Source organism: candidate division KSB1 bacterium (genome assembly GCA_034506335.1).
Lineage (GTDB): Bacteria > Zhuqueibacterota > Zhuqueibacteria > JANLFK01 > Oleimicrobiaceae > Oleimicrobium.
Genome location: JAPDPR010000003.1, coordinates 77,501 through 90,109, shown reverse-complemented (window position 1 = coordinate 90,109; position 12,609 = coordinate 77,501). Strand labels below are relative to the sequence as shown.

The following is a 12,609-nucleotide window of genomic DNA, read 5'->3' as shown; positions in this document are numbered from 1 at the left end:
CTGACCGGGGGACAACGGTCATTAGCGTCCCGACACCCGGACCAGGGGCGGCCACGTGCGTGTGTTCCTGGAATTGCGGAAGCGCCACAGTCAGCTGAGCAAAGAACTACTTGGAGGAAGTCATGCGCATCACAGTCTGCGCGACATTTCTCATCGCCGCGGCCTCGCTTGCAAGCGGCCAGCGCGCCTTCGAACGGGATACCATAACCACACCTCAAGGGCCGCTGCTGATCACCTTCATCGGTCACGCATCGGTGATGTTCACCTGGCACGACACGATCGTGCATGTGGATCCGGTCTCGCGCGAGGCGGACTACGCGCAACTACCAAAAGCCGACCTCGTCCTCATCACCCATGAGCACCGCGACCATCTAGACACGCTGGCTTTGCGCCAAGTGCGAAAAGGCTCGACGGTGGTGGGCATCCCCGAGGCGTGCCAGAAAGAAGTGCCAGACGGTGTGGTCCTCCGCAACGGCCAAGTCGACACCTTAGCCGGGATCCGCGTGGAGGCCGTGCCAGCTTACAATATTCACCACAAGCGCAGCACTGGAGAACCCTTCCATCCGCGGGGTCGTGGCAACGGCTATGTGCTCACTTTTGGCAACACGCGCGTCTACGTAGCAGGCGACACCGAGGACATCCCGGAGATGAAGGAGTTGAAAGACATCGAGGTAGCTTTCTTGCCCATGAACCTGCCCTATACCATGACTCCGGAAATGACTGCGCATGCAGCCTGTGTCATACGTCCGAAGGTCCTCTATCCGTACCATTATGGCAACACGGAGGTCGAGCGCCTCGTCGAGCTTTTGCGCGAAGAAAAGGACATCCAGGTGCGCATTCGACAAATGCGGTAGAAGCACGTTGGGAAGTTGGCTTTGACTCATACCGCCGCTTGCGCGGCAAGGAGGTGCCTATCATCAGCAAGGATTTCAGTCGTCCCACTCTGCTTCTTGATGAAGCACGGGCTCGGAGAAACATTGAGCGCATGGCGGCAAAGGCGCAGCGCAGCGGTGTGCGCTTCCGCCCGCACTTTAAGACTCACCAGTCGCGCCAAGTAGGCCGATGGTTCCGCGACTACGGAGTGGAGACCATCACCGTTTCCTCCGTGGATATGGCGTGGTACTTCGCCCGGGACGGCTGGCGCGACATCACCATCGCCTTTCCGGTCAACCTGCGTCAGCTGCGGGAAATCGACCGTCTGGCGCGCAAAGTCCACCTGGGGCTGCTGGTGGAGTCAACCAAGAGCGTATGGGTTCTGCGCGAACAGCTCAAGGGCACGGTCGACGTCTGGCTAAAGATCGACGTGGGCTACGGCCGTACCGGCATCGCGTGGGACGACGCCAGCCGCCTGACCACGTTGGCGGAAGAGGTCGAGCGCTCCAAGAACCTTCGCCTGCGCGGCTTGTTGACCCACGCCGGTCACTCGTACGGAGCCAGCGGACCCAAGGAGATCGTGGACATCTACCAGGAAAGCGTCGCGCGGCTCAATAGCGCGCGCCAACGGCTGCATGCAGTGGGCTTCACGGAACTCGAGCTCTCGGTGGGCGATACCCCCACCTGCAGCGCAGTGGACAACTTCGGTGCGGTGAATGAAATCCGCCCAGGCAATTTCGTGTTCTACGATGCCACGCAGCTCCACCTCGGGTCGTGCAGCGAGCATGATATCGCCATCGCCGTAGCCTGCCCTGTGGTGGCGCGGCATGAGGAAAGGAATGAACTGGTCCTCTACGGGGGGGCGGTTCACCTTTCCAAAGATGCGCTGAACGATGGCGGGCGCACGGTGTACGGTTTGGTGGCGTTGCCTGCGGACAACGGATGGGGCCCCTTGGTGCCAAACGCCTATGTGGCCCGCATCTCCCAGGAGCACGGGATCGTCAGGGCCGAGGCTCACTTCGCACGCAAAGTGCAACCGGGCGACGTCCTGATGGTTATCCCTGTGCACGCCTGCCTGACGGTCGCTCAGCTGCGCGAGTACCTCACCACTCGTGGCAAGAGGATAAAAACGTGTGGCATTTGACGCGCGGTTTTCCTATCTTTGAGCGAGGATGAGGTATCGATCGATGACCGCCCGCGGCGGTGATGAAGGGAGATTGGGGTAGCCCAGATGACCGAACGCATCGCCAAGTTGCGCGAACAAAGCTTAGCGGCTGTGCCACGCATTTCACCCGAGCGTGCGCTCCTTTTGACCGAGTTCTACAAATCTGAGGCTGCGAGGGGCGTGTCAGTCCCCGTCGCCAGAGCTCTGGCCTTTGCCTACATCCTTCGGCATAAGACCATTTGCATCAACGACGGCGAGCTCATCGTGGGTGAACGCGGGCCGGCACCAAAGGCCACACCCACCTACCCGGAGATCTGCACTCACAGCATGGCAGACCTTGAGGTCCTACACACACGCCCCAAGATCCCATTCCTGGTGGATGAGACGACTCGCCAGGCCTACCAAGAGGTTATCATCCCCTTCTGGCGAGGTCGATCGCTTCGGGAGCGGCTCTTTGCCGAAATGGATCAGGAGTGGCATGACGCCTACCAGGCGGGTGTATTCACCGAGTTCATGGAGCAGCGCGCGCCCGGGCACACCGTGCTTGACGACAAGATCTACCGCCTTGGCATGTTGGACTTCAAGCGCTTCATTCGCCAGCAGATGGCTGCCCTCGATTTCTACCGCGACCCGGATGCCCTGGCCAAACGCGAGGAATTGCGCGCCATGGCCATTGCTGCCGACGCTTTGATCGCCTTTGCCCGCCGCCATGCGGCGCTGGCGCGACAATTGGCCGCGGCCGAGAGCGATCCAATTCGCCGCAAGGAATTGGAGCAGATCGCCGCCATCTGCACACACGTGCCAGCCCATGCCCCTCGCACCATGTGGGAAGCACTCCAGTACTACTGGTTCGTCCACCTGGGCGTCATCACCGAGATGAACACCTGGGACTCGTTCAATCCGGGGCGCCTCGACCGGCACCTCTACCCATTCTACAAGCGGGACCTCGAGTCCGGCCTTCTGACCAAGGAACAAGCTAGGGAGCTGCTCCAGGCCTTCTGGATCAAGTTCAACAACCAGCCGGCCCCGCCGAAAGTAGGGGTCACCGCGATGGAGAGCAGCACCTACACCGACTTTTGCCTCATCAATCTTGGTGGCGTGGACGAGGATGGCGCCGATGCAGTGAACGAGCTCTCCTACCTTCTCTTGGACGTCATCGAAGAGATGCGCCTGCTGCAACCCAGCTCAATGGTGCAAATCAGCAAGAAGACGCCGGACCAGTTTCTCAAGCGAGCCCTACAGATCGTCAAGACCGGCTTCGGCCAGCCGTCCATTTTCAACACCGACGCCATCGTGCAGGAGCTGGTGCGCCAGGGCAAGAGCCTGGTTGACGCACGCAACGGTGGCGCCAGCGGCTGCGTGGAAGCAGGGGCATTCGGCAAGGAGAGCTACATCCTCACCGGCTATTTCAATCTGGTGAAGGTCTTGGAGCTGACCTTGCACAACGGCCGCGACCCACGCACTGGCAAAGTCATCGGCCTGCGCACCGGCGAGGCACAGGACTTCGCCGAATTCGACCAGCTCCTGGCTGCCTATGAGCAACAGGTGCGCTACTTTGTGGACGTAAAGATCAAGGGCAATCAAGTCATCGAGCGACTCTATGCCCAGTATCTGCCGGCCCCGTTTCTCTCTTTGCTCATTGACGACTGCATTCGCAAAGGTCGGGACTACCAAGACGGAGGCGCGCGTTACAACAGCTCGTACATCCAAGGCGTGGGCCTGGGCTCCATTGCCGATTGCCTTGCTGCGCTGAAATACCACGTTTTTGACCATCGGACTTGCGACATGCGTACGATGCAGGCCGCGCTGACGGACAACTTCGCCGGCCACGAAACGTTGCGCCAGCGCCTGCTCAACCATACGCCCAAATACGGCAATGACGACGACTATGTGGACGATTTAGCCGTGAGAGTGTTCAACATCTTTTTTGCGGCCGTAGATGGGCGGCCGAACACCAAAGGGGGCCACTACCGCATCAATCTCCTGCCTACTACCGTGCACGTCTACTTCGGCAGCGTAGTGGGCGCTACACCCGACGGACGGATGGCGGGCGAGCCCTTGTCGGAAGGAATCTCTCCTGTGCAGGGGGCCGACCGTCGTGGCCCGACTGCGGTGCTCCGTTCTGCGGGCAAGATTGACCATCTCCGCACCGGTGGCACCCTCTTGAACCAAAAGTTCACCCCGCAGCTCCTGGCCGACCAGCGTGGCATCGATGCCCTGGCCGCACTGATTCGCTCCTACTTTGCCATGGATGGTCACCACGTGCAGTTCAACGTGGTCACCGCCGACACTTTGCGCCGGGCGCAGAAGGAGCCACACAAGTACCGCGACCTTATCGTCCGTGTGGCTGGCTACAGCGACTATTTCGTTGACCTCAGTACCGAACTCCAAAACGAGATCATCCGTCGCACAGAGCATACCGCGTTTTGAACAAGCGTTCGTCAGTCTGAGGACTGCGCGCTCAGTCGAGAGGAGCAGCCGATGTTCGAACCAAACGTCTATGTGCACCGTAGGAAAGCACTCAAGAAGCGAATGGGATCCGGTCTACTTCTCTTCCTCGGAAACGATGAGTCTCCGATGAACTATCGGGCCAACACCTACCAGTTTCGCCAAGATAGCACGTTCCTTTACTATTGGGGCTTGGACTTCCCCGGTCTGGCAGCGCTAATCGATGTAGACGCGGACCAAGAAGTACTGTTCGGCGACGACTATGGGGTGGACGATATTGTGTGGATGGGCCCCCAACCCAGCATGGCGGAACGGGCAGCGCAAGTGGGTGTGGACACGGTGCGACCGCTGGGCGAGGTAGAAAAGTGGACCCACCGTGCCATCCAGCAGGGGCAGAGGATCCATTTTCTGCCGCAGTACCGGAGTGAGAACCAGCTTAAGCTGGAGCAACTGACCGGCGTGCGGGCCTCGTGGGTCAACACCTCTTTCTCGCGCGAGTTTGTGCGCGCGGTCGTGGCCCAGCGCTCGGTCAAGTCGGCGCAGGAGGTCGCAGAGATCGAAAAAGCCCTTGACATCAGCTACGAGATGTACCAACACGCCGTGCGCACCATCGCACCAGGCCTGTACGAACGAGAGGTCGCGGGAACGATAGATGGGCTGGTGTGGGCGCGCGGCTCTGCGCCCGCGTTTCCCACCATCTTTACCGTGCACGGCGAAATACTCCATGGCCACTCCCACGAAAACCTGATGCAAGAGGGGCAGTTAGTGGTCTTTGACTCTGGCGCCGAATCCCCGTGTCACTACGCCAGCGATATCACCCGCACGTACCCCGTGAGCGGGACCTTCACCCCGTTGCAAAAGGACATTTACGAGGTAGTGCTCGCGGCGCAGCAGAAGGCAATCGCAATGATGGCTCCCGGCGTACCCAACCGCGAGGCCCACTTGGCAGCAGCCCGCGTCATCGCCGATGGGATGCGCCAATTAGGCTTCATGAAGGGTGACCCGCAGGCGGCCGTAGAGGCGGGAGCCCACGCCTTGTTCTTCCCCCATGGCCTCGGCCACATGCTGGGTCTGGACGTGCATGATATGGAAAACCTGGGCGAAGACTTCGTCGGATATGATGAGGAGTTTACCCGCAGCGAACAGTTCGGTCTGGCCTACCTGCGCCTGGCCAAGCGACTCCAGCCGGGCTTTGTAGTCACGGTGGAGCCGGGCATCTATTTCATCCCGGAGCTGGTTGCCCAGTGGAAGGCCAACGGCAAGCACCGGCCCTTTATCAACTACGATCGCGTGGAACGCCATCTCAATTTTGGCGGAATCCGCATCGAGGACGATGTCCTTATCACGCGCACCGGGCACCGGGTGCTGGGCAAGCCAATCCCCAAGACGGTCAATGAGATCGAGGCCTGCATGCACCGCTGACCCACCATGGGCACGGGTTTCTCGGCGGCCAATCCCCAGAAGATAGACCGCCCGTGAGAGATCGCGGCGCACATGAGATTGGAGTTATGGACCATTTTCAACCTGTGAAGGCCATGATTCAGCGAGTCTGTGTCTTCTGCGCCTCAAGCAGCAAGATAGATGAGTGCTACCTCCGGCCGGCCTTTGCCCTGGGCCAGATTTTTGCCCGCGAAGGCATCACCCTCATCTACGGCGGAGGTGCTGTGGGCCTGATGGGCGCAGTAGCCGATGGGGCATTGTCGCGCGGCGGACGCGTCGTAGGGGTCATCCCGCACTTCATGGTGGAGCGGGAATGGGCTCACAAAGGCGTGCAGGAGCTCATCGTGGTGCACACTATGAACGAACGCAAGGAGCGGATGCGCGCCCTTGCCCAGGCACTAGTTGCTCTACCTGGCGGGTCAGGCACTCTAGAAGAGTTACTCGAGGCCATCTCGCTCAAGCGGCTCGGCATGTACCTCGGCCCCATCGTGCTCCTCAACACACAGGGCTTTTTCGACCATTTGCTTCAACTGCTGGAGCGGTGCATCGCCGAGCGCTTTATGGACCCTCGTCACCGACAGATGTGGGCTGTGGTGAAGGAACCGGAGGAAGTGCTCGATGCCATTCGTAACTCGCCGCCCTGGCAAACTTGCGCAGTGCAGTTCGCAGCGCTCTGAACCTACCGCAGGTGACCTCCAGGCACAGTCGTCGAGTGCACAGCGGAAGCTGCGCAGAGCCAGCAGAGAGGACAGATGAGACATGAGAGTTAACAACCTTTCATGCAGTGTGACACTAGGGCTATGCCTACTGCTCACGGCCGATGTTGCAGGACAGGTGACAGGCGAGGCCGAAGAGCTCTCTTACGCAGACAGGCTCTATCAGGAGAGACTCTTTGACCTTGCTGCGCTTCAATACCAGCGATACGCGGAGCGCTACCCCACCAGTCCAAAGGCCCCGTTGGCCCTGTTGCAAGCCTGCCGCGCCTTCTCGGGCTCTGGCCAGCACGAGGCGGCCGAGCGGGTTGTGCGCGAGGCCCTCTTACGCTACCCGGACACCGCACTCTTGGACCAACTGCTCTTTGAACAAGGCAAGGCGCATGTGGCTCTTGAGCACAAACGGGAGGCAGCAATCACTTTCGAGAGAGTGGCAGTGTTTGTACCAACCAGCCCCCTGGCGCCTGAGAGCCTCATGCGGGCCGGACGTCTTTACCAGCAAACGGGCGACCTTGAGGCGGCGCAGCGCGCCGTTCTCTTGCTTTTGGACCGGTACCCCACTAATCCTCTATACGACGAGGCGAGGCTGTTGCTGGCCTCCGTGCTCTTTGCCCAGGGCCAGCATGCGGAAGCGCTGGCGGAGGCGAACAAGGTGGCCACTGCCACCCCAAAGAGCAGCACGGGTGCGCGGGCGCTTGTTTTGAAAGCAGAGATCCTTGAAAGGGGCGGTCAATTCACCGAAGCGGAACGCCTTCTGGCCACGGTTGCAGAGTCAACGGCCGATTCGGCCGCCACCTCCGCGGCGGCCTTCCGGCTGGGCTCGATCTTGCACCTCCGCGGTCAATATGAGCAGTCGACCCGCCTCCTTGACCGAGCCGCCCAATTCTCTCAGGATCGCAAAGTGAAGGCAGTGTGCATGCTGCTGAAGGGCCGGAATCTCTTGCGCGCCGGGGCTGCCACCGAGGCATTGGCCGCCCTGCGGAGCGCCGCCTCTTCGGCCCCGAACGATTCATTGCGCGCCGAGGCGTGGTGCGAGGCGGGAAACGCTGCGCTCGAGGCAGCCCAGTTCGAAACAGCCCTGCAACATTTCGACGCGGCGCGAACACTTCCGGCAGCAGAGCAAGGCGCGAGTGAGCGCACCATTGCCACGGCCACAGTGGGGGCCATGCGCGCCCTGGTCGCCTTGGGAAGACCCACCATGGCCCACGAGCGCGCCACGCAGTTCCTCGCGCGTTTTCCCAGCAGCCCTTTTAGGGACGACATCGCCTTCCTTGACGCGCACTACACCACAGGCGAGGGATGCTCATACCACAAAATCCGGAGCTACCTGGGCTTTCTCACTCAATACCCCCAGAGCCACTATGCCGACGATGCTGCGCTGGCCGTTGCCCGCTGCTACCAGGCTCTGGGTGAGTACCAGGCTGCCGCGGAAGCCTATGACGAGTACGCCCGCCAGTTTCCTGCTGCCCCCCCAGCTGAAGAAGCGTCCTTCTTGTCTACTCTGCTGCGCTCCTTCTTTGTCACAGACTACCGGAAGGCCGCTTCTTCCTTGGCCCTGCAAGTGGTCAGGCTTGCAAGCGGACAGGAAACAGCCCTTGTCCCACAGGAAGTGGCTTCGCTCTACTTGGTATCCCTTAAGGACTACCGAACGGCACGGGCGCTGTACCGCTTTCTGTGCGAACAAGATACCACCAGCAGGGCCACCGGCTTGCTGCTGAATCTGGCAACGTGTTACCACGGTCTTGCTGCCGAGGCGTTCCTTTCGGGCAACAGCTCGTCGGTGGGAGCATTGGCTGATACGGCCGCAGGCCTCTACAGGCAGGTCTTCAGTCGTTCATCCTCCCTTTCGGAGAAAGAGAGTGCCGCGCGTGGGCTCCTTTCGCTCGGGGCTTTTCTGGGGACGGGAGCATCCGAATCGTCGCGCCGGTTAGCCGGACTGGACCAAGTGTTAGCAGGCGTATCCGCCTCCAGCTCGCTCAAGGCTGAAATCTTGGCGGAAAAAGCAACAATTCTGGCCTCTGGTGGGGTGCGAAGCGACAGTCTTGCACTCCTCGCACCGTCATGGGCAGCGGAGGCGGCCCGTTTGGCTTCGGATGATCAGCTTCGTGCTCGCGCCTACTGGCTACTGGCAAAGCTTTCGCTAGCGGTGGGTGACACTGCCGCGACAGCACACGCCCTCCGCACCATAGTCGACCGGCTTCCCCACAGTCGCCAGACCCCACAAGCCCTCATGATGGCCGGCGCACTTGCAGAAAGGCAGGGCGACCTCAAGGCCGCCGAAAGCTGCTACGCACGTGTGCTCCGGGAATGCTACTACGCACCGCTGGCAGATACCGCAGCAGCGAAATACGCCGATATCCTGATCCGGCAGGGGCGGTATCAGCAAGCCGCCGAGCTGTTGCAAGGCATGCGCGCCGAAAAGGCTGGCGACCTCTCCCTCTCCCCCACTTCCACCGACGAGCCGGCGGAGCTGAAACTGCATCTGGCCCTTGCCTACCACAAACAGGGCCGCACCCGTGAGGCCGAGGTCCTGCTCGCAGAGTTTGCACGCCAGGCGCCCGACCACCCACACACGCCCTCTGCGCTCTTTCTCCTGGCCGACCTGAATAGAGATCGGGGCGATACTGAACGCGCCCTTGCTTTCCTAGGTCAGATCCTCACGCTGCCAAATGTTGCGAAAAACAGCGCAGTCCTTGCGCGCTTGCGCCGTGGCCAGCTTCTCTTTCATCAAGGCGACTATCGCCCTGCCGCGACAGAATTCCAAGAGCTCCTCAAAATGTCCCCTCCGGACTCCGTGCAGAGAGAAGCGTGGTCCAAGCTGGTCATCTGCCTTTATCGCCTGGACGATCGCGCTCGTGCCTCCAGCGAAGCCGAAAAGTATTTCAAGTCGTACCGCGATGATGCAGCAAGCCGCGCCCTTTTTGCGTACGAGGAGGGAGAGTTCTTTGTCCGGCAGAAGGACTTTAAGCAGGCAGAGAAATCGTTCCGCGCCGCGCGGGAGGTTAAGAATGCTGAGACCGCACCATGGGGAGACATTGGCCTGGGCAAGATCTACCTGCTAATGAACCAACCCGACGAAGCTCTCAAGGTCCTGGCCGATGTGCCCAACAGGTATCCCAACAGTCCACTGGTTGCCACCGCCTACTTGAACCTGGGTGACTTTTACTTCAAGAACGGGCAGTTTGAAAACGCCTTCCTGGCGTTTCAGAAAGCAGGCGCCGTGCCGCGCCTCGAGACGCCGGTGCGGGCCTTGGTAATGGGTTACCTCATCGACGCAGCGGATCGCTTGGGAATGTGGGACCGGGCCATAAGCTATGCCCGACAGTACTTGGAGGAATTCCCCACCGCCAGCGACGCCTTCACCAGAAAGCTGCAGATCGGCACCTTCCTGAGGAATCTGAAGGACTATGAACGGGCAATTGATCACTTGCGCAAGCTCAAGCGCCTAGCCAGTCGAGAGGCCGAGCCGGAAGTGCAGTACTGGATCGGCAAGTGCTACCTGGAGATGGGCCGCTACCAGGACGCCATCGTCGAACTCATGAAAGTGAAGTACCTTTCTCCCCCGTCCAAGCTTCCCTGGGATGTGACGGCCATGTACGAGTCAGGGCTCGCCTACATGCGTCTCGGCCAGCTGGATAGCGCCCGACGCTTGTTCGAACGCATCGAGCGTGAACAGGGAAGCGGCAGCACGTTTGGCCGGGTCGCACGCGAGCGCATCAAGGAAATTGACCAGCGTCTGAAGGAAAGTACCACCCAGGAGCGCCCTTCGTCCTAAGTAGCCAAGCGAGACGCGGTGGGACCATCAGCGCACGGTGAGTAAGTCAACCTGGTCAGAGGGCTCATGAGCGACACGCATGAACTCCCGCCTCAGCAGGAGGCAACTCTGCGCCTGGACAAATGGCTGAAGGTGGCACGCATCTTCAAGACCAGGTCCCAGGCAGCAAAGAGCTGCGAGGAGGGCAAGGTCAAGGTAAACGGCCAGCCGGCAAAACCGTCGAAGGTCATCCGGGCAGGCGACACAGTCACGGTGAAGCAGAGGCACCTCTATCGCACGTTCGACGTGCTGCAGGTCACCACTAAGAGCCTCTCCGCGGAAAAGGCCAAGGAACTCTATCGCGAGCATCGCCCGGAGCTCTCCCCCGAGGCACAGGAGCTCCTCCAACTGCTTGGCCAAAACAAAAGCGGGCGCCCTCGGTTCAAGGGTCGCCCGACCAAGAAGGAGCGTCGACTGCTAGAGCGCTTACGGGGCCGGTAGGAAGGCCCGCTCCTCTACCAAATGCCGGTCAGCAGAAACTCGTGCATGGCGTTGGCAGCTTTTCTGCCCTGCCCCATGGCCAAGATAACCGTCGCTGCCCCCAGCACGATGTCCCCACCAGCAAATACCCCCCGCTTGGAGGTTTTCCCTGTCTTTTCATCGATGATGATGCCGCCCCACTTGGTAACCGCGATGTCCGGTGTGGTCTGGGGGATCAGCGGATTCGGGCTATTGCCAATGGCCACAATCACGGCGTCCACCTCCATGACAAACTCCGACCCGGGGATGGGAACCGGCCGTCGTCTTCCGGACTCGTCCGGCTCGCCCAGTTGCATTTTGATTATTTCCAAACCTTTTACCCATCCGCGCTCGTCACCAATCACTCGCACCGGGGCCATCAGAAGGTTGAACTCCACGCCCTCCTCTTTGGCGTGTTCGATCTCCTCCAGCCGGGCCGGCATCTCCTTTTCTGAACGGCGGTAAACGATGATGGAGCGCTCCGCTCCCAAGCGCAGCGCGGTGCGCGCCGCATCCATGGCCACATTGCCTCCGCCGATAGTGGCTACTCTCTTAAAAGGGAAAATGGGCGTATCCGAGTCGGGGAAGTCGTAAGCCTGCATTAGGTTGGCACGAGTCAGGTACTCGTTGGCTGAGTAGACCCCGAGAAGGTTCTCTCCAGGGATGCGCATAAAGTTTGGGAGGCCGGCCCCGGTACCCACAAACACCGCATGAAACTCCTGCAAGAGTTCGTCCAGGCTCCTCGTCTTTCCGACTACAAAGTTGGTGCGGAGCGTCACGCCTAAGCGCCTAAGGTAGTTGACTTCTGCTTCCACGATGGCTTTGGGTAGACGGAACTCGGGTATCCCGTAGATGAGAACCCCGCCGGGCTTGTGCAGCGCCTCAAAGATGGTCACTTCGTGCCCGCGCAGTGCCAAGTCACCGGAAACGGTCAACCCCGCCGGTCCGCTTCCCACCACGGCGACGCGCTTACCCGTGGGGGGCGGCAACGTCGGCACTTCCACCTGTCCGTGCTCTCGCTCCCAGTCGGCCACAAACCGCTCCAACTTGCCGATGCCGACCGACATCTTCACGTCCTTGTAGGTCTTGGTGAGCGTGCAGACCTTCTGGCACTGCTCCTCCTGGGGACAAACCCGCCCGCACACTGCCGGCAGCACGTTCCTCTCCTTGATCTTGCGCGCTGCCGCAACAAACTCGCCTTGCTCCACCAGGTGGATGAACGCCGGGATGTCGATCTCCACCGGACACCCTGCCACACAGGGTCTCGTCTTGCACTGCAGACATCGCTGCGCCTCGCGAACCGCCTGTTCTGGTGTAAAGCCTAACGGTACTTCCCTCTGATTCTTGATCCGTTCCTTGGGATCCTGCTCCGGCATGCGCTGTGGCGGAATCTGCAGTCGTTCTTTGGGCGTCAGTTTCTGTTCCATACCGTCCTCATGCCTTGGTCTTTTTCGCCGCCCAGTACCTCTCCAGCGCCTTGCACTCCAGCTCTTTATACATCCCCAATCGTTTCTCCATCTCGTCCCAATCGACTTGGTGAGCGTCGAACTCTGGGCCGTCCACACAGACGAATTTGGTCTTCCCTCCTACCGTCACCCGGCATCCGCCACACATGCCCGTGCCGTCGATCATGATGGTGTTAAGACTGGCAACGGTGGGAATGCCATGAGTTGCAGTGAGCTTACTGACCATCTTCA

At 60.5% G+C, this 12,609-nt stretch carries 9 protein-coding genes (1 of these 9 running past the window's edge); 7 read left to right on the top strand and 2 right to left on the bottom strand.

The window, feature by feature from the left end; all coding sequences use genetic code 11:
• Positions 1-122: 122 nt before the first annotated feature.
• From ONB25_02260 to ONB25_02230, 7 genes are all read left to right on the top strand, one after another.
• Positions 123-854: an MBL fold metallo-hydrolase gene (locus tag ONB25_02260; GenBank protein MDZ7391710.1), complete on the top strand. Its 732-nt coding sequence runs from the start codon at positions 123-125 to the stop codon at positions 852-854.
• Between the two features lie 53 nt (positions 855-907).
• Positions 908-2,017, top strand: coding sequence for an alanine racemase (locus tag ONB25_02255; GenBank protein MDZ7391709.1), 1,110 nt, complete (start codon positions 908-910; stop codon positions 2,015-2,017).
• Positions 2,018-2,104: 87 nt separating this feature from the next.
• A complete protein-coding gene (locus ONB25_02250; protein ID MDZ7391708.1) occupies positions 2,105-4,468 on the top strand; it encodes a glycyl radical protein in 2,364 nt (787 codons plus the stop codon).
• 51 nt (positions 4,469-4,519) lie between these two features.
• Complete coding sequence (locus ONB25_02245) at positions 4,520-5,908, top strand: aminopeptidase P family protein (protein ID MDZ7391707.1); 1,389 nt, start codon at positions 4,520-4,522, stop codon at positions 5,906-5,908.
• Positions 5,909-5,994: 86 nt separating this feature from the next.
• Complete coding sequence (locus tag ONB25_02240) at positions 5,995-6,603, top strand: TIGR00730 family Rossman fold protein (protein ID MDZ7391706.1); 609 nt, start codon at positions 5,995-5,997, stop codon at positions 6,601-6,603.
• A gap of 82 nt (positions 6,604-6,685) precedes the next feature.
• A complete protein-coding gene (locus ONB25_02235) occupies positions 6,686-10,414 on the top strand; it encodes a tetratricopeptide repeat protein (protein ID MDZ7391705.1) in 3,729 nt (1,242 codons plus the stop codon).
• 66 nt (positions 10,415-10,480) lie between these two features.
• Positions 10,481-10,894 (top strand): RNA-binding S4 domain-containing protein, encoded by a 414-nt coding sequence (locus ONB25_02230; GenBank protein ID MDZ7391704.1) that lies wholly within the window; start codon positions 10,481-10,483, stop codon positions 10,892-10,894.
• Between the two features lie 14 nt (positions 10,895-10,908).
• Here the strand turns inward: ONB25_02230 and gltA are convergent, their stop codons facing one another.
• Positions 10,909-12,339 carry an NADPH-dependent glutamate synthase gene (gltA, locus tag ONB25_02225; protein MDZ7391703.1) on the bottom strand — a complete coding sequence of 477 codons (1,431 nt, stop codon included), beginning with the start codon at positions 12,337-12,339 and terminating at the stop codon, positions 10,909-10,911.
• A 7-nt stretch (positions 12,340-12,346) separates the two neighbouring features.
• A protein-coding gene (locus tag ONB25_02220) for a sulfide/dihydroorotate dehydrogenase-like FAD/NAD-binding protein (GenBank protein ID MDZ7391702.1) crosses the window boundary here: on the bottom strand, positions 12,347-12,609 show its final stretch. It continues 583 nt past the right edge of the window; only the last 263 of its 846 coding nucleotides appear in the window; the start codon falls outside the window, past its right edge — the gene reads right to left on this strand; its stop codon occupies positions 12,347-12,349.

Bases quoted from the DNA above. Each gene is read 5' to 3' on its own strand.
- ONB25_02260 (MDZ7391710.1), top strand. From the start codon at position 123: ATGCGCATCACAGTCTGCGCGACATTTCTCATCGCCGCGGCCTCGCTT.
- ONB25_02250 (MDZ7391708.1), top strand. From the start codon at position 2,105: ATGACCGAACGCATCGCCAAGTTGCGCGAACAAAGCTTAGCGGCTGTG.
- ONB25_02245 (MDZ7391707.1), top strand. From the start codon at position 4,520: ATGTTCGAACCAAACGTCTATGTGCACCGTAGGAAAGCACTCAAGAAG.
- ONB25_02240 (MDZ7391706.1), top strand. From the start codon at position 5,995: ATGGACCATTTTCAACCTGTGAAGGCCATGATTCAGCGAGTCTGTGTC.
- ONB25_02235 (MDZ7391705.1), top strand. From the start codon at position 6,686: ATGAGAGTTAACAACCTTTCATGCAGTGTGACACTAGGGCTATGCCTA.
- ONB25_02230 (MDZ7391704.1), top strand. From the start codon at position 10,481: ATGAGCGACACGCATGAACTCCCGCCTCAGCAGGAGGCAACTCTGCGC.
- gltA (MDZ7391703.1), bottom strand. From the start codon at position 12,339: ATGGAACAGAAACTGACGCCCAAAGAACGACTGCAGATTCCGCCACAG.